We start from the raw sequence: 17609 nt of genomic DNA, 5'->3' as shown, positions 1-17609 counted from the left end.
GGCTCAGGGCGTGGGCGTCACCTGGTAGGGCACCATGCGGTAGCCGGCATTACCGGTGCCCAGCTGTCCTTCGCCGTTGTCGCCCCAGGCCCACAGCCCGCCCGAGCCACGCCGCGCGAGCGAGTGGTAGCCGCCCGCCGCGAGGGCCGTCGCGTCGATGATGTTGGGGACCTGCACGGGCGCGAGCTGATCATCACGGAAGCCGTCTCCCAGCTGGCCGTTGCCGTTGTAGCCCCACGCCCACACGGTGCCGTCCGACTGGAGCGCCAGCGTGTGCGAGTTCCCCGCCGCGACCGCCGTGCCGCCCGTGAAGCCCAGGGCCTGGACCGGCGAATGGCCGGCGCTGCGACTGCCGTCCCCCAGCTGCCCCCGGTAGTTGTCGCCCCACGCCCACACGGTGCCATCCGTCTTCAGCACCACCGTGTGGGAATCACCGGAGGCCACGGAAGAGACGTCCGCGAGCCCGGGCACCACGCCCGGCGAGGTCCGGGGCGGCCAATACGAGCTCGTGCCGTCGCCCAGCTGCCCATAGGAGTTGCTGCCCCAGGTCCACCCGGTGCCATCCGTCTTGAGCGCCACCGCGAAGTTGCCCCCCGCCGCCACGGCCTTCACGTCCGTGAGGCCGGGAACGGCCTGGGCCGTCGCGCTGCTCGTGGTGGTGCCATCCCCCAGCGTCCCCGAATCATTGTTCCCCCACGCCCACACCGTGCCGTCCGCCTTGAGCGCCAGCACGAAGTCGCCGCCCGCGGCCAGCGCGGTGACGTCCGTCAGCCCCGGCACCAGGGCGGGGGAAGCGCGCGACACCGTCGTGCCGTCGCCCAGCTGCCCGCTCGCGTTGTCGCCCCAGGCCCACACCGTTCCGTCCGTCTTCAAGGCCAGCGCGTACGAGTCCCGCGCGGCGACGGCCGCCACGGAGTCCAGCCCCGGCACCTGCGCGGGAGCCCAGTGGTCCAGCGTCGTGCCGTCGCCCAGCTGGCCCTGCTCGTTTCTGCCCCAGGTCCACACCGTGCCATCCGTCTTCACACCCACGGAGAAGAAGTCCCCCGCCGCCACGCTCTTCGCTCCGGTGAAGAGCGAAGCGGTCCTGCTCACGTACTGCTCCGGGAAGCCATCTCCCAGCTGCCCCGTGAGGTTGCCGCCCCACGCCCACAGCGAGCCGTTCTCCTTCACCGCGAGCGCATGCTCCTGCCCGCTGGACAGGGACACGGCCCCGGTGAGCGCCAGCACCGGCGCGGGCGTCATGTGGGTCGTGGTGGTGCCGTCGCCCAGCTCGCCCTGGCTGTTGTGGCCCCAGCTCCAGACCGTGCCGTCCGCGGTGGCCACCAGCTTCGCGCCCGCGCCCGTTCCCAGCGCCACGGCGTTCGTGAAGACGGGCAACTGCACGGGGGTCAGCCGGTGGACGGTGGTGCCATCCCCCAGCTCGCCTCCGTGGTTCAACCCCCACGCCCAGACCGTGCCGTCCGACTTGAGCGCGAAGGAGTTGACGCTGCGCGCGGACAGCGCCACCACGTCCGTGAGGCCCGACGTCTGGACCGGCGTCAGCCGCTCATAGTGGGTCGTCCCGTCGCCCAGCTGGCCGCTGCTGTTGGAGCCCCAGCCCCAGACGGTGCCGTCCGTCTTGAAGGCCAGCGAGTGGGTGTACCCCGCGGCCAGCCCCGCCACCTCCGTCAGGCCCGGCACCTGCACCGGCTTGAGCTTGCGGAACCGGGTGCCGTCCCCCAGCTTGCCGTTGGAGTTCTCACCCCAGGCCCACACCGTGCCGTCCTTCTTCAGCGCCAGCGAATACAGCTGGCCGGCGGCCACCGCCTTCACGTCCGTCAGCCCCGACACCTTCACCGGCTTGAGGCGCTGGGTGGTGGTGTTGTCCCCCAGCTGCCCCTGGTCGTTGAGCCCCCAGGCCCACACCGTGCCGTCCGCCTTCACCGCGAGCGAGTGCTCATTGCCCGCGGCGATGTCCACCACCACGCCGGTGAGCCCCGTCACCTTCACGGGCACCATGCGGTCCGTGGTGGTGTTGTTCCCCAGCTGGCCATACTTGTTGTACCCCCAGGCCCACACCGTGCCGTCCGCCTGGAGCCCCAGCGAGTGGAGCCGCCCGGCCCGCACCACCGTCCACGTGGGCGCCGTCACGGCGGCCCGCGCCACGCCCGGGTCCGAGGCCTCCTCGGCTGGAGCCACCGGTCCCGCGCAGCCCGACAGCCAACCCAGACACAACACCAGACCCAGGATGAAACGGTTGCGACTGCCACCGCGCACGGTCGACATGCCACTCCCCCTGCAAGGAATTGAAATCAGACAGGCTCGCCATAACAGGGAAGCCCGTCCCATTCCAAACGCAAGGGTTTGTCACGTCCCCCAATGCCTTACGGCAGGTACTTCCACGCCGCTGTCACCGCCGGCTGGAAGCAGTGCACGTGGGCCTTGGTGGCGCCGGGAAGCTCCTGGACGACGCCGGCCCCGTAGCCCCGCGTGCGGCACCACTGGCTCACCTCCAGGCGGGAGCCCGGGGCGGTGTAGTCGCCCGTGTTGGACACCGGCCCCAGGACGGACCTCTCCACGTCCGTCTGGAGCCCGGAGTTGAAGCAGCCCACCCAGGGCCGGGACGTCACCTCGAACACCTGTCCCGTCGTCCAGCCCTGGCGGTTGCAGAAGCGGTGCGCCGCGGCGGTGCAGTGGGTGCTCGTCACGCCGCGCTCGTCGGTGCAGCCCGCGTGGATGCGCGACAGCTCCTCGAACGTCACCGCCACGCTCTCGTGCTGGATGGGCGCGCAGGCCACGGTCAGGTCCGTGGCAGTGGACGTCACCGGCACGCCCGCCAGCGAGATGGGCGGACGGTTGCTGATGAGCTGCTGGAGGGTGTCCCAGGTGTTGGTGGTGTTCGCCAGCGCGTCGCCCGCGCCCCGCTGCGCGCAGACGCGGTGCATCGCGGACAGGCACGCGGCGGAGTTCAGGGCGCTGGTGCCATTGCACGCGGGCGCCTGGGCGCTCATCACGAACTGGCCCGCGGAGGGCGTGTGCTGGATGGCCTCCTCGCGGCAGTTGGCGCCGTGCGCGGTCATGCAGATGCTCCGGTTGGAGCGCGCGTGCGTGAAGATGCGCACCTCGTCGATGGCGCCCCGGAACGAGCCCTCGCCATTGGCCGGGCAGCGCTGCGTGTCCAGGTTCGAGCCCGCGCCGAGGTAGAGCGTCCCCGTGCCCAGCCGCGCCGTCCCCGGCGCCACGGGCAGCGCGCGGTTCGTGGGCACGCCGTTGAGGTATTCGTTGAAGACGCCGGTGGTGCCGTCCCACGTATAGGCCAGGTGGCTCCACTGCCCCACGGGCAGCACCGGGCCGCCGCCCAGCCGCACGCGCTGGCCGTTGACGACCAGGGAGAACTGCGGCTGGTTGCTGGCTTCGTAGATGAGGTCCAGCCCGCCCGCCTTCTGCATCAGGTAGCGATAGGGATTGCCGGTGGTGCAGCCCTGCTGGATGTCCGCGTCCGGCCGCACCGCGAGCTCCACGGACAGCGCGCGCACGGCCGCGCCCACGCCGGGCACCGTGCCGGAGGGGTCCACCAGGTTCACCGCGAGCGCGCCGCCGCCGGGCACCACCAGCGCCTTGCCCTTGCCGTGCGGCTGCCACAGCGAGTCCGGCGACGAGCGCGTCAACGCGTTGCCCGGGGAGATGGAGGCGCTCCCCACCAGCGTGCCGGTGAAGAAGCGGCCGGACAGGTCCGGCGTGCGCGTCAGGTCATAGGCGCCCGCGCGCGTGACGAGCTCGTTCATGGGCAGGAAGAGCAGGTGGAAGGGGTCCATCAGCTCGCCCAGGTCCACCTCGTTGTAGTCGGCCGTGTTGCTGCCGAAGAGGGCCAGCACGTCGTGCGTCTTGGTGACGGGCAGGTAGTGCGCCGCGTTGCTCTGGCCGGGCGGGAAGTTCTGCGATGGCAGACGCTCCTGCTCGAAGTTCCACATGGGCCCCGAATAGAAGAGGTGCGCCATGTCCATGCGGTCCGTGTTGAGGGCCCCGTCGATGTGGTACGCGGTCCAGTTCGTGTCCGCGCCCACCAGGCTCACCGCCTCGCGCCGCGCGCCGTCCGTGTACGTGACGGCGATGTAGAGGAGGTTGCGGCCCTCGTGGTCCACCCACGCGTAGGCGCCGCGCACCAGCGGGCCGGACGCCGTATCGCCGAAGTCCTCGCCCGTCGCGGCCTTCAGCCGCTTCCACGCGAGCGGGTAGCGCTTCACGCCCGCGTCCGGGTCGTTGAACATCATCGACAGCGGGCGCGGGTTGCTCCAGCCCGTCGCCGCGCACGGCGTGGGGTTGTACGCGTACATCATGTGGTCGATGCCGCCGGTGTTCGCGGGCGCGCCCTGGTAGATGAGCAGCCGGCCGTCGGACGTCATCGTCGGCTCGATGCCGCGAAGCGTGGCGCCGGTGACGGTGCGCAGCGTCTCCAGCGCGCCGGTGCTGAAGGCGGCAATGTCCGCCCCCGTCGTGAACGGCTGGGACACCCGGAGGTCCGACGTGCGCCGCCGGAAGACGTTGTCCCCGTTGAACATCCTCGAGTCGAAGATGAACGGCTGGTACACCGCGACGCCGCCCGACAGCACGTAGGGCTGCGCGGGGTTGGGGAAGCAGAACGCCAGCGCGTTCTCCCCGTTCTGGACGGCCACCGTCCTGCCCGCGGAGAAGGCCGCCGCGAACGACGGCTTGCCGGCGGCGTCATACGTCACCGCCTCCGGACGGAACACGCGGGCGACCCACGTCGTGGTCGTCGTCGCGTGGTCCTCGCGGATGTTGCCCACGAAGATGCGCCCGTCCACCGTCGACGAGTGCCCGTTCGCCCCGAAGGGCGTCGGGATGCGGGTGTTCACCAGCGACGGTCGGCCCTCCGCGAGCACCGCCCCGGGCACGCCCGCGAGCAGCACGGCCAGACTCCAGATAAGTGAGTTTTTCATGGAAATTAGGTTAACCTCATTTCCATGCCCGGCCCAACCGGCCGGGTCCCCGCTCCCTGTCGGAGCCGGGCACACCTTCGAGGATGACGATGGCGGCGAGCGCCGGAAAGACGCTGTGGACGCTGGCGGCGGTACTGGGATTGACGGCGTGTGGAGAGGCCCCCGCTCCGGCTCAGGACGCGACACTGACGACGCCGGTGGTGGCGGAGCGCGAGCAGTCCGCCACGGCGGCGCCGCTGGGTCAGACGGTGTGGCTGAAGGCATGCACGACGCAGAAGTTCGTGTCGGCGGACAAGAACCTGGGGGCCACCGCGCCGCTGGTGGCCAACCGCGACAGCGCGCAGGGGTGGGAGCAGTTCCAGGTGGGTGACGCGGGCAATGACTTCATCTCGCTGCGCGTGCTGGAGACGGGCCTGTACGTGTCCGCGGATCCGAACGCGGGCGGGCAGGTGACGGGCTTCCGCACGGCGGTGGGGGACTGGGAGCGCTTCACCTGGGTGCCCTTCCCCGACGGCACCGTGGGCCTCAAGGCGAAGAGCACGGGCCAGTTCGTGTCCGCGGACTCGAACCTGGGCGCCAGCGCGCCGCTGTACGCCAACCGCGCCACGGCCGGCTGCTGGGAGTCCTTCTCCTTCGGCGTCGTGGGCGGGGGCGAGGACCGCTGGGTGCAGATCTGGAGCGACGAGTTCGACGGCAACAGCGTCAACACGGCCAACTGGACGCCCAACACGTCCGTGCACGTGAACAACGAGCAGCAGCAGTACACGAACTCCGGGGAGAACATCTCCGTGAGCAACGGCACGCTGAAGCTCACCGCGCGCCTGCAGTGGAACAACGGCTACCCGTTCACCTCCGGCCGGCTGGAGAGCGCGGGCAAGCGGGAGTTCAGCCACGGCCGCATCGAGGCGCGCATCAAGATGCCGGTGGGCGCGGGCCTGTGGCCGGCGTTCTGGCTCCTGGGCAATGACATCAATTCCGTGGGCTGGCCGGCGTGCGGCGAGCTCGACATCATGGAGAACGTCGGTTACGGCGACTGGACGTCCGGGGCGCTGCACGGCCCGGGCTACTCCGGCAACACGCCCATCAACGGCCGCTTCTATCCGTCGTCCAGCGTGAGCAACTGGCACGTGTACCGCACGGAGTACTCGTCCTCGGACATCAAGTGGTACATCGACGGGGCGCTGGTGAAGACCACGACGCGCGCGGAGGTGCTGCGCTACGGCGCGTGGGCCTACGACAAGCCCATGTTCATCATCCTCAACCTCGCGGTGGGCGGCGGCTATCCCTTCGGTGTGAACGGCGCCTCGACGCCGTACTACGGCGTGCCGCAGTCCACGGTGGACCTGGTGCGCAACGCGCCGCAGACGATGGAAGTGGACTGGGTGCGCGCCTACCAGTGGCGGTAGGCTTTCCGGCATGACGCTCCCGCCCCTCCTCCTGCTGGCTGACAGCGCTCCGCTGTTCTGGCGCGTGGAGGGGCGCCCCTTCCTGGACTACGTGCGCGTGCTCACCGGCGCGGAGCTGCGCGTGCCGCCGGTGAAGGCCGCCTACCTGGGCGCGTCCAACGGCGGCCTGCCGGAGTTCTACGACCTCTTCGTCGCGGCCATGGAGGGCATCGGCCTCACGCGGTGCCGGAGCATCCCGGCCGCGCCCTCCCCCGAGGACCTGGCGTGGCTGAAGGAGGCCGACGTCATCCTCCTCGCGGGCGGCGACCCGCGCGTGGGCTGGGACGCGTTCCAGGCGCACGGCGTGGACGCCCTCCTGCGCGAGCGGCACCAGGCCGGCGCCGTGCTGATGGGCGTGTCCGCCGGGGCCATGCACCTGGGGCTGGGCGCGTGGTGCGACGACCTGCCCGGCGAGGGCGAGCCCTTCCCGACGCTGGGCCTGGTGCCCTACCTCATCGGCGTGCACGAGCCGTCCGAGTGGCCGGGCCTCAAGCTCGCCGTCCGGCGGATGGGGCTGCCCACGCGCGGGCTGGGCATTCCTCGGGGCGGCGGCGTGCTGCTGCACGCGGACGGCAGCGTGGAGCCCGTGCGGCAGCCGGTGGTGGACGTGACGGTGGACGTGGAGGACCGGCTGCACGAATCGCTGCTGCTGCCTCCGGCCACGCCGTACCGGGGCGAGCCCCCCGAAGCGCCGGTGGACCGGCGGACGCTCCAGTAGAGGACTCCCTTTCAAGGAACGACGATGGCGATGAGAACCGGCAGGACGGCGGCGGCGTGGGCGCTGGTGGCGGGGCTGACGGCGTGCGCGGGGACGCCGAAGCACGCGGAGGGCGTGGCCCGCCAGGAGGACGGCTGGGTCCAGGTGTGGGCGGACGAGTTCAACGGCACGCAGGTGGACCCGGGCAACTGGATCCTCAACACCGACGTGCACGTGAACAACGAGCAGCAGCAGTACACGACGTCACCGGACAACGTGTCGGTGAGCGGCGGCACGTTGAAGCTCACGGCGCGGATGCAGACGGCCAACGGCTATCCGTTCACGTCGGGCCGGGTGGAGAGCGCGGGCAAGCGGGAGTTCAAGCACGGCCGCGTCGAGGCGCGCATCAAGCTGCCGGTGGGCGTGGGGCTCTGGCCGGCGTTCTGGATGCTGGGCCATGACATCCACACGACGGGATGGCCCGCGTGTGGGGAGCTCGACATCATGGAGAACGTCGGCTATGGCGACTGGGTGTCCGTCGCGTTGCATGGGCCGGGCTACAGCGGCAACACGCCCATCAACGGCCGCTTCTACCCGCGCACGCCGGTGAGCGACTGGCACGAGTACCGCGTGGAGACGTCGCCGGAGGCCATCCACTGGTACATCGACGGCGAGCGCGTGAAGACCACGACGCGCGCGGAGGTGGAGCGCCACGGCGCGTGGGCCTACGACAAGCCCCTCTTCATCATCCTCAACTTCGCGGTGGGCGGCGGCTACCCGGAGGGCGTCAACAAGGCGAAGGAGCCGTACTTCGGCGTGCCGCAGGCCACCGCGGACCTGCTGCGCCAGGGCCCCCAGACGATGGAAGTGGACTGGGTGCGCGTCTCCGAAAGGCGCTGACGCCTCCCTCCAACGGGGGATGGTCCGCACCGCGACAGCCTTCCTAGGGTGTTCCTTCTCGGGAGGAACACGGCATGGCGGTCACGGTGGTGGTGGTGTCGGGGCCCATCGGCGCGGGGAAGACCACCCTCGCGCAAGGGCTCGCGCGGCGGTTCGGCGCGCGGCATCTCCCATCGGAGGGCTTCCTGCGGAAGCAGGGGGGTAGCGGCTCCCGGCGCTCGAGCCAGGAGTTGACCCTCACGCTGGACCGGGAGACGGGGGGGCGCTGGCTGGCGGAGGGAGTGCTCACGGCCCTGCATGGGCAAGACCTGGAGGCATCCCACCGCGTGAGCAGGGCGCCCCGGCTGCTCATCGTGGACGCCGCGAGCAGCGAGGCACAACTGGACGGCCTGCGCGCAAGCCCGGGGCTCCGCGTCGTGCACGTCCACCTGGAAGTGCCGGAGCCGGAGCAGGCCCTGCGCTTCGCGCAGCAGCGTTCACGCGCCAGGCACGAGGACACGACGAGGGCTCCCGTCGACAAGCCTTCGTGCGCGGCACCTCAGGATGACGGGCAGGACCGCTTCGAGGCGGCCTGGGCACATCCCTCCGAGCGCGCGGTGCACGCGCTCGCCTCGCTGGCGGAGCTCGTCGTGGACACGGCGAGGGTTCCGCCCGAGGCGGTGCTCGTGCGGGTGGCCAGCCGGCTCGGACTCTACGGCCGGACCGGCGAACGGCTCGTGGACCTCATCCTCCCGGGCCCCAACGGCGACGTGGACACGCGTCCCCTCACGGCGCAGCTCGCCCCTCACTACGACGTGCTCCTCCGGATGGGAGAGCCGGACCCGGTGCCCTTGCGCGAGGAACTGGAGGACGCCTTCGCCCGGGGACATCGCGTGCTTATCGAGAGCGCCGGGATGGTGGCGAGCGTCTGCCTCGCGGCGACGGGCATCGCACCGGGCCGGTTGCGGCGCATCGTCATGGTGTGCCGCTCCGAAGGGCCCACGTTCGACTGGGTGGGGCTGCGCGAGGTGGCCTCCCTCAACGGCCCCACGGACCTGGCGCTCGTGCTCTCGGGCGACCTGGCCGCGACCAACTGGGCCGCACGGCGCTTCGACCAGCTCACCGACGCGGCCCGTCATCACCTGGAGGAACTGGAGCGCGTCGCGGGTGCGCCCGTGTCGTTCCTTGCCCCCTCTGCCCGGGCCCGCCACCTCATTGAACGGCGCCCCTGGTGAGCCAGGCGCTGACGAAAAGCTGAAACCCTTTCTGATTTTCCGGGTTGGTGTGTCCGTACAGAGCACCCGTTCCCGGAGCCCGCGTGCCCCTGCCTCCCCCACCCCCGAGCCGATGGCTGCTGCCCGGGCTGCTGCTGCTCGGGTTCGCGACCCCGGCCGTGGCCCTGCCCACCGGCCCCAGCGCCTTCTGCGCGGAGTACCCCACCGCGCCCGCGTGCCAGGGCACCCAGCCCGCCTGCACCTACTGCCACGTGGCCCCGCCCCAGCGGAACGGCTACGGCGCAGCGCTGGAGCCGCACCTCGCCCCGAGCAGGCCGCGCCCCCTCACCGACGCGGACTTCGCGGCCGCCCTGCCCGCCGCGCTGCGCGCCATCGCCAACGCGGACACCGACGGCGACGGCGCTCCCAACCTCTTCGAGGTCGAGCAGGGCTCGCTCCCCGGCGACGCCTCCAGCGTCCCGCCCAGCGGCGTCTGCGGCGGCGGGGAGAACCCCCAGTTCAAGGTCTGCCGGTACGACCCGCGCTTCGTGTACCGCCGCATGCTCAGCGACTTCTGCGGCAGGTCCCCCACCTACGTCCAGGTGGCCAGCTTCCTGGAGCTGGGCAGCGAGGAGAAGCAGCGCGCCTTCATCGACCAGGAGCTGGACCGCTGCCTCCAGTCCGACTTCTGGCGCGGCAAGCACGGGCAGCTCTGGAAGGTCGCCCACCCGAAGATAAGGCCCATCGGCTCCCTCAAGTCCGGCGAGGACGCGGGGCAGATTCCCCTCGCGGACTACTACGACGACTACGCCCTCTTCACCTGGTCCCAGACGGATGACCACGACGCACGCGACGTGCTCACCGCCCGGTTCTACGTGAAGCGCTCGGGCACGAGCCCCACCGCGTACACCACCGCCAACACGCTCTCCTCGCAGTTCGTAGAGGCCTCGCGCCGCGCCGGCAACATGACGAGCGCGTGGACGCTCACCTCGTTCGTCATGTTCACCGCGCTGCCGCGCAACGCCGCCTCGCAGATGTACCGCGCGTACCTGGGCCTGGACATCGCGAAGCAGGAGGGCCTGCACAGCGTCCCCAACGAACCGCGCGACCATGACGCCAAGGGCGTCCAGGCGCCCCAGTGCGCCGCGTGCCACGCGACGTTGGATCCGCTGGCGTATCCGTACCGCAACTACAACGGCCTGGGCGGGCTGCCCAACCGCTACGTCCCCAACCGCCTGGAGCTGCTGTTCCCCAACGAAGTGGCCACCCTGAAGAACACGCCTGAGCAGGGCGTCATCCTGGGCCAGCCCGTGAACAACCTCACGGAGTGGGCGCAGGTGGCCGCCAACAGCGACGCCTTCGCCATCTCCACCGTCACCGACTACTGGAAGCTGCTCGTCGGCCACGCGCCCCTGCCGGAGGAGCACGAGGAGTTCGTCCGTACCTGGCAGGCCTTCCGCACCACGCACGCGTACCGCGTGCAGAAGATGCTTCACGACCTCATCCGCACGGAGGCCTACGGTGCGCCCTGAACGCCTGCTGTTGACCTGTCTGCTCCTCACCGGCTGCTCCGACAAGCCCCCCACCGCCGTGGACCTGGGACCGGGCGCGAACCCCGGCGTGACGCCGGAATGGGATGGCGGCGTCGCGAAGTCCCAGAAGGGCAACCTGCGCTTCAAGGGCCCCGAGCGGCTGTCGTTGGACCTGGCCCAGGCGCTGGAGCTGCCCTCCACCTCCGTGTGCAACGAGCTGGGCCAGTACCCCTGCCAGGGCGTGCACGGCGTGGCGCTGGGTGGCGTGGACCCCTACGAGCACAGCGTCTACGAGACGCCCGCCGTCACGGGCGCCACCACGCCCATCGCCGTGGAGCGCACCGTGCTCTCCGCCTGCAACGCGCGCATCGCGCTGGACGTGAACACGCCCGCGTCCGCGGTGGTGTTCAAGGACGTGGCCCTCACCTCGGACGGCAGGCTGGCGGACGCCGCGAGCCCCGCCGTGGCCACGGCGGTGACGTCCCTGGTGCGCCGCGCGTGGCTGCGCGACCCGACCCAGTCCGAGCGCGACACGCTGGTGCGCCTGTCCGCCGACGTGCAGGCCACCGGCACGGCCACGCCGGGCGTCGCGTGGATGCAGGCCGCGTGTCTCGCCGTCTTCTCCTCCGCCGAAGCCGTCTTCTACTGAGGAACCCCGTCCATGACCCTCAAGACCACCGGCCGGCTGTCGCGACGGGAGATGCTGCGGGCGCTGTCGCTCTGCGCCGCGGGCACCACCCTCTCCCCCTTCCTCTCCGGCTGCCGGGAATCACTCCAGACGCCCGAGTCCCTGGAGAAGCTCGGCCGCGGGCGCGACGCGCTCGACGGCAAGCCGAAGTTCCTCATCGTCATCGGGGCGGCGGGGGGCGCGTCCATCGTGGACAGCTTCCTCGCGGTGCGCCAGTCCGAGTCCGCCAACGCCGCCGGGCTCAACACCTTCCCGGACGCGCAGGTGCAGGCCGTGGCGGGCAGCCCCTTCCGCGCGGTGAAGTACAGCAACACGCGCCTGGGCAGCATCAACATCCCGGTCAACACCGACCAGCTGGCGTTCGTGAAGAAGCACGCGAACGAGATGCTGGTGGCCACGTCCGTGGGCACGTCCGTGAACCACGGCATCGCGCAGAAGCGCTCGCTCACCGGCAACGGCGCATGGCGGGGACGCACGCTCCAGGAGGCCGTCGCGCTCCAGTGGGGAGGCGGCATGCCGCTGCCCAACGTCAACATGGGCACCGGCGGCTACGCCGAGCGCGGCACCGACGACAGCCTGCCCCTGTCCTGCTTCGGCGAGGCCGTGGTCAACCCGTCCCTGTGGCCCCTGGGACTGGACGGCTCGCGAGGCATCGCCGGGGCGCCGTCGAAGGACGTCATCGCGCTGGCGCGGAGCACGCGGGACGCGTTGGATCAGAAGTCCATCTTCGGCCGCACCTTCCAGGACAGCGCCGCCCTGAAGCGCTGGAGCGAACAACGCGGCGTGCAGCAGCCGAGGCTGGAGGCGCTGGACCTCATCACGAAGCTCAACGTCCTGCCGAACCTGCCGCAGATCCCCCTGGAGAAGTACGGGCTGGAAAGCTCACCGGACGGAGCGCGGCTGCGAGAGGTGTTCCCCGGCTTCTTCACCGACCCCGTGCAGGGGCAGGCGGCGCTCGCGTTCCTGCTGCTGAAGTACCGGGTGTCCGTGTCGGTGACGCTGGGGCCGGACTTCAACGTCGCGGTGGGCGGGCCCAACGGCATCGCGAACCCGCCGCTCGCGTTCGACATCAGCCACAACGACCACCGGGGCGGCCAGGCCTTCATGTGGGCGCGCATCCTGAACACCGTGGACTCGCTGATCACCCTGCTCAAGGCGGAGCCGTTCGACGCGACCTCCGGCGAGTCCATGTGGGACCGCACGCTCATCTACGTGGCCACGGAGTTCGGCCGCACACGCCCACGCCCCTCAGGCGCCACGGAGTTCGGTTCAGGCCACGACCTCAACAACGGCTTCCTGCTCATGTCCCCCATGGTGAAGGGCAACACCGTCCTGGGCGGCGTGGACCCGAACACCACCCTCACCTACGGCTTCGACGCGCGCACCGGCGCGCCGCAGCCGGGGAAGGTCACGTCCAACGAGCCGGACATCTTCTCCGGCGTCCTCACCGCCATGGGCGCGGACCTGGGCGGCAGCGGCCTGCCGGACGCGAGCGCCTTCAAGCGGGTCTGAAGCCACCCCGGCCCGGCGCCTCCGGGCCCGCTTTCGCCAAACCTGTCCGACTGTCGGACAGGTTCCGGCACTCCAAACCTGTCCGACTGTCGGACAGGTTCCGGCACTTCGTCCCCGGAGGGGGCCTCCCGCCCGAGCCGACCCTGGCGGCCTGCTCAGCCGCCGTAGCAGTTCAGGGTCGAGCCGCCGCAGTAGCTGGACCCGGAGTTGCTCCAGGAACCCGCCGAGTTGGTGCAGATCTGGTTCTGCCGGCGCTCCAGGGTGGGCGTGCAACACCCCACCTTGATGGTGCGCGTCTGGCCGGGGATGCAGCCGGCCTGCGCGGACACCTCCTGCGTGTCCTCCGTCACGGGCGCGCCCTCCTCGGGGGCCTCCACGCCACAGCCCACGGTCCCCAGCAGACAGGTCACCAGCAACAAGCCCCGCTTCAGCGTCTTCATGTGTCGCTCCCGGTTGTCGTGCTTCACGGCAATCCGGGACGCTATCAAGCACTCCCTGGCTCGCCAGGATTCCCAGGGTTGCCCGAGCCCGGGAGTCGAGCCCACAACACCGTGGCGTTGGGCCGGGCGGGCTCCGGGGTGATGCCCAGCTTCTTGAAGTCCTGTGAGTAGCGTGACCCCTTCAGCACCACCGCCCTGCGTGCCACGCGCCGGGCCTCCTCCACCGTCTCGCGCGTCAGTGGCGCGTAGTCCGCGTGGCGGCGCAGCGCTTCGAACGCGGCGGAGGACTTGCGCTCGCGCTCGAACATTGGATCAAAGAGCACCACGTCGAACGCGCCGTCCGGCAGCGTGCGCAGGTACGCCGCCGCGTCCGCGTGCACCACGTCCACCGCCGAGGAGGCCGGGTGGCGCGGCAGTCCGGCGAGCCCGTGGTGCACCAGCAGGTAGAGCGCCGGGCTCTTCTCCAGCGCGGTGACGTGGCCCGTGGGCCCCACCAGCCGCGCCGCCACCTGCGCGTCCGCGCCCAGCCCCAGGGTGCAGTCCAGCACGCGCTCCCCTTCGCGCAGGCCCGCGACGCGCAGGAGCTGGTCCTCCGTCACGCCCGCGTCCAGCTGCTTCACGCGCAGGTGCGCGAGCCCCGGTGAGAAGCGCAGCGTGCCTTCCGCGTCCACCAGCGACACCGCCGTGGATTCGAAGACGACGAGCGCGTCCGCCGTGTCGGTGAGCAGCTTCTTCAGGGGCAGCTTGTGGTGGCGCTCCACATACGGCACGCCCACCGCCTCCGCCGCGCTCCGCGCACGCTGTGCGAGCTGTGCGTCCACCCGGTCCGACGTGGTGACCACCAACGGCTGGCGGGAGGAAGGCAGGGTTCCGGACGGAAGGGACATGGAGACGGTTCAGCCTACCCCGTGCGCAACCCGTCCCTCCGGGGTCATTCCCCTGTCCGCCGCCCGTCACCCACCCTCCCCGGAGGCGCATGGCGCCGCGCGTCGCGCCTTCTTACTTCTTTCTCACCACGCGGGGATGTCATGGAAACCGCGTTACCACGGCCTTGCCGGTTCAAGGCCTGGAGAGGGGGAAGGACATGCGACACCCACGAATGGCCCATGCGGGCGTGCTGGTGTTCAGCGTGGCGGGGCTGATGGCCATGGCCCTGCCGCGCATGGCGGGCACCGAGTCCCGGCCGCTGCTGGACGCACCCCGCGCATCGCCCACGGGGAAGGAGCCGCGCGCCGTGGCGCTGGGGGACTTCGACGCGGACGGGCACCTGGACGTCGTCACCGCCAACCACGCCGCGGGCACCGTGTCCGTGCTGTGGAGCCTTGGTGACGGGACGCTCGCGCCCGGCGGGGAGCAGCCCACCGGCGCGCGGCCCAGCGCCGTGGCGGTGGGGGACTTCGACGCGGATGGCCACCTGGACGTGGTCACCAGCCACTCCGCGGGCACGGTGTCCGTGCTCCTGGGCCGTGGCGATGGGACGTTCGGCGCGCGGACCGAGCATCCCGTGGGCGCGGAGCCCACGTCCGTGGACGTGGGCGACTTCGACGGTGATGGCCGCCTGGACGTCGTGACGTCGAACGAGCTGGACGACTCCGTGTCGGTGCTGCTGAACCGGGGGGCCGGGAAGTTCGCGCCCCGCCGGGACGTGCACACCGGCACCAATCCGTTCGCGGTGACGGTGGGGGACGTCAACCACGACGGCAAGGCGGACCTCGTCACCGCGAACTTCGTGGACACGGTGTCGGTGCTGCTGGGCAACGGCGACGGGACGTTCCGGCCTCGCGCGGACTTCACCACGGGCAACGCGCCCTACTCGGTCGCGGTGGTGGACGTGAACGGCGACGGGAAGCAGGACCTGGTCACCGCCAACTTCCGGGGCCGGAGCGTGTCCGTGCTGCACGGAGATGGCACCGGCACGTTCCCTTCGCGCTCGGACTTCCCCGTGCGGGGCGGGCCGTACTTCGTCGCGCCCGGCGACTTCAACGGCGACGGGACGCTGGACCTGGTCACCGCGAACTTCTCCGAGAACACCGTGTCGCTGCTGCCCGGCCAGGGCCACGGCGCCTTCGGCACGGACACGCTGCTCCCCACCGGCGCGGGGCCCGCGGCGGTCGCGGTGGGGCTGCTCGACGGCGACCTGAAGCCGGACGTCGTCACGGCCAACGCCCGGGGCAACGACGTGTCCGTGCTGCGGGCCGCCGCCTCCGCGGACGTGGGCGTGGCCCTCAGCGCCGTCCCGAGGCGGGGCGTGTCCTCGCCGCGACTCGACTACACGCTCACCGTCACCCAGCACGGGCCGGATCCGCTCACCCGGGCCGTCATCACCGTGGCGCTGCCCCCGGGCCTCCTGGCCACCACCAGCGACTGCCACGTGGCCACCGGCTCGCTCCAGTGTGAAGTGGGTCCGCTGGCCGTGGGGGACACCGCCCGCCTGCGCTTCAGCGCGCCCCTGCCGCGCTCCAGCCTGGGGCTGTCCTACCGGATCACCGCCACGCGGACGCACAGCGTCCCCGCGGACCTCCAGTCCGCCAATGACGTCGCGAGCCAGGACTACGTGTCCCTGGGTGGGCTCGCGGCGACGTGGTGGTGAGGTCCTGAAGCAGACCGCTTCAGCGGGAGCGCTTCAGCTTGGACCACATGAGCCCGACGAAGGTGTCGGGGGCGGGCTCCGCGGTCATCAGCTCCTGGTCCTCGTAGCCGCGCACGGGCGGCGGCAGGGGCTTGGGGGCCACGGGAAACGGCAGGGGCTCGGCGGTGTTGAGCCCCTGCGCGTGGCGCTCCATCACCTCCGCGAAGGAGCGCCGGGGCGTGTTCCGGTCCGTCACCGGCGCGGCGCCCTCCACGCCCTGGAGGGCCCGGATGCGGAGGATGACGCTGGCGCCTTCCGCGCGCGAGATGCCCGTCACCCGTCCGATTGGACCTTTCGGCCCGCGTCCCCGGCTCATCGGCACCCTCCCGGTCCCCGGGGAACGTAACGCCTCCGCCCCCCCGCCGGCCACTGCCCGGCCCCCCGGGAAGCCTCGGGATGGCCTGCCCGGCCGGCCGGTGTTCAATGTCCGCTGAAACCGTCCCCGGGGGTCCCGCGTACCAGGGGAGTGCGCCCTTTTTCGAAGGCGCCCGGAGGCTTCGCGTCCCATGTCGTCCGCCCGAGCAGTGTCTTCCCCCACCCGGCTGTCGGTGGCACGCCGGCTGTGGCCCGCCGCGCTGGTGCTGGCCGCCGCGCTGAGCGCCTGCACCGAGGCGCGCGGCGCCCCGCCCGGGACGAAGGCCGCGGCCACCGCGTCCGCCCCGGTGCAGGACGGCCGCAAGTACACGAAGCCGTCCGACGCGGAGCTGAAGCGCACCCTGTCCCCCCTGGCCTACCAGGTGACGCAGCACGAGGGCACCGAGCCGCCCTTCCGCAACGCGTACTGGAACAACCACGAGGAAGGGCTCTACGTCGACGTGGTCAGCGGCGAGCCCCTGTTCTCCTCGCGCGACAAGTTCGAGTCCGGCACCGGCTGGCCCAGCTTCACCCGCCCCCTGGACAAGGCCCACGTGGTGGAGAAGCGCGACGGCAGCCTGGGCATGGAGCGCGTGGAGGTGCGCTCGAAGGACGGGGACTCGCACCTGGGCCACGTCTTCGAGGACGGGCCGGAGCCCACGGGCCTGCGCTACTGCATCAACTCCGCGTCGCTGCGCTTCATCCCCGTGAACGAGCTGGCCGCGAAGGGCTATGGCGCGTGGCTGCCATCCTTCGGCCGCGCGGCCCCCACGGAGGCCGCGCGCGAGACGGCGTACCTGGCCGGTGGGTGCTTCTGGGGCATGGAGGACATCCTCCGGAAGATTCCCGGCGTCATCGAGACGGAGGTCGGCTACACGGGCGGCTCGAAGAAGGGCGCCACCTACGAGGACGTGCACACCGGGGAGACGGGGCACGCGGAGGCGGTGCGCGTCGTCTTCAACCCGAAGCTGCTGACGTACGAGGCGCTGCTGGAGCAGTGGTTCTTCCGCATGCACGACCCGACGACGCTCAACCGCCAGGGCAACGACGTGGGCACGCAGTACCGCTCCGCCATCTTCTACCTGTCGGACTCGCAGCGAAAGACGGCGGAGGCGGTGAAGGCGCGCGTGGACAGGTCCGGCAAGTGGTCCCGCCCCGTCGTCACGCAAATCACCGCCGCCGGGGAGTGGGTGCCCGCCGAGGGCTACCACCAGGACTACCTGGTGAAGAACCCCGGCGGCTACACCTGCCACTACCTGCGCGACTGAAACGCCCGGCCGCG

The 17609-nt window shown here is 71.3% G+C and carries 14 protein-coding genes; 9 read left to right on the top strand and 5 right to left on the bottom strand.

Going from position 1 to position 17609, the window contains the following annotated elements; translation table 11 throughout:
• Nucleotides 1–3: 3 nt before the first annotated feature.
• Nucleotides 4–2265, bottom strand: a complete 2262-nt coding sequence (locus tag NR792_RS35700; protein WP_375757177.1) for an RCC1 domain-containing protein — start codon at nucleotides 2263–2265, stop codon at nucleotides 4–6.
• A gap of 98 nt (nucleotides 2266–2363) precedes the next feature.
• Complete coding sequence (locus tag NR792_RS35695; RefSeq protein ID WP_375757176.1) at nucleotides 2364–4937, bottom strand: LamG domain-containing protein; 2574 nt, start codon at nucleotides 4935–4937, stop codon at nucleotides 2364–2366.
• 89 nt (nucleotides 4938–5026) lie between these two features.
• On the opposite strand from NR792_RS35695, the gene NR792_RS35690 reads away from it, so the two are divergent.
• The 7 genes from NR792_RS35690 (at nucleotide 5027) to NR792_RS35660 (ending at nucleotide 12904) form a co-directional block, all read left to right on the top strand.
• Complete coding sequence (locus tag NR792_RS35690; protein ID WP_375757175.1) at nucleotides 5027–6343, top strand: family 16 glycosylhydrolase; 1317 nt, start codon at nucleotides 5027–5029, stop codon at nucleotides 6341–6343.
• 10 nt (nucleotides 6344–6353) lie between these two features.
• Nucleotides 6354–7100: a Type 1 glutamine amidotransferase-like domain-containing protein gene (locus NR792_RS35685; protein ID WP_375757174.1), complete on the top strand. Its 747-nt coding sequence runs from the start codon at nucleotides 6354–6356 to the stop codon at nucleotides 7098–7100.
• Between the two features lie 24 nt (nucleotides 7101–7124).
• Complete coding sequence (locus NR792_RS35680; protein ID WP_375757173.1) at nucleotides 7125–7979, top strand: family 16 glycosylhydrolase; 855 nt, start codon at nucleotides 7125–7127, stop codon at nucleotides 7977–7979.
• 74 nt (nucleotides 7980–8053) lie between these two features.
• Complete coding sequence (locus NR792_RS35675; RefSeq protein WP_375757172.1) at nucleotides 8054–9193, top strand: AAA family ATPase; 1140 nt, start codon at nucleotides 8054–8056, stop codon at nucleotides 9191–9193.
• An 83-nt stretch (nucleotides 9194–9276) separates the two neighbouring features.
• On the top strand, nucleotides 9277–10704 hold the full coding sequence (locus tag NR792_RS35670) for a hypothetical protein (RefSeq protein ID WP_375757171.1): 1428 nt from the start codon (nucleotides 9277–9279) through the stop codon (nucleotides 10702–10704).
• Nucleotides 10694–11353 (top strand): hypothetical protein, encoded by a 660-nt coding sequence (locus NR792_RS35665; RefSeq protein ID WP_375757170.1) that lies wholly within the window; start codon nucleotides 10694–10696, stop codon nucleotides 11351–11353. Before NR792_RS35670 ends, NR792_RS35665 begins: the two co-directional genes overlap by 11 nt.
• Nucleotides 11354–11365: 12 nt before the next feature.
• Complete coding sequence (locus tag NR792_RS35660; RefSeq protein WP_375757169.1) at nucleotides 11366–12904, top strand: hypothetical protein; 1539 nt, start codon at nucleotides 11366–11368, stop codon at nucleotides 12902–12904.
• Between the two features lie 155 nt (nucleotides 12905–13059).
• Here NR792_RS35660 and NR792_RS35655 read toward each other — a convergent pair whose 3' ends face one another.
• A complete protein-coding gene (locus tag NR792_RS35655; RefSeq protein ID WP_375757168.1) occupies nucleotides 13060–13344 on the bottom strand; it encodes a hypothetical protein in 285 nt (94 codons plus the stop codon).
• A 44-nt stretch (nucleotides 13345–13388) separates the two neighbouring features.
• Nucleotides 13389–14231 (bottom strand): class I SAM-dependent methyltransferase, encoded by an 843-nt coding sequence (locus tag NR792_RS35650; protein ID WP_375757167.1) that lies wholly within the window; start codon nucleotides 14229–14231, stop codon nucleotides 13389–13391.
• Nucleotides 14232–14428: 197 nt separating this feature from the next.
• Between NR792_RS35650 and NR792_RS35645 the strand changes: the two genes are divergently transcribed.
• The gene (locus NR792_RS35645; RefSeq protein WP_375757166.1) at nucleotides 14429–15934 is read left to right on the top strand and encodes an FG-GAP-like repeat-containing protein; all 1506 of its coding nucleotides are present in this window, start codon (nucleotides 14429–14431) and stop codon (nucleotides 15932–15934) included.
• 19 nt (nucleotides 15935–15953) lie between these two features.
• On the opposite strand, the gene NR792_RS35640 is transcribed toward NR792_RS35645, so the two are convergent.
• Nucleotides 15954–16250, bottom strand: a complete 297-nt coding sequence (locus NR792_RS35640; protein WP_375757165.1) for a hypothetical protein — start codon at nucleotides 16248–16250, stop codon at nucleotides 15954–15956.
• A 229-nt stretch (nucleotides 16251–16479) separates the two neighbouring features.
• On the opposite strand from NR792_RS35640, the gene NR792_RS35635 reads away from it, so the two are divergent.
• Nucleotides 16480–17595 carry a bifunctional methionine sulfoxide reductase B/A protein gene (locus NR792_RS35635; protein WP_375757164.1) on the top strand — a complete coding sequence of 372 codons (1116 nt, stop codon included), beginning with the start codon at nucleotides 16480–16482 and terminating at the stop codon, nucleotides 17593–17595.
• Nucleotides 17596–17609 lie beyond the last annotated feature (14 nt).

It is taken from the genome of Corallococcus exercitus (assembly GCF_042231735.1).
Taxonomy (GTDB): Bacteria; Myxococcota; Myxococcia; order Myxococcales; family Myxococcaceae; genus Corallococcus; species Corallococcus exercitus_B.
This window is presented reverse-complemented; position numbering and strand designations above follow the sequence as displayed.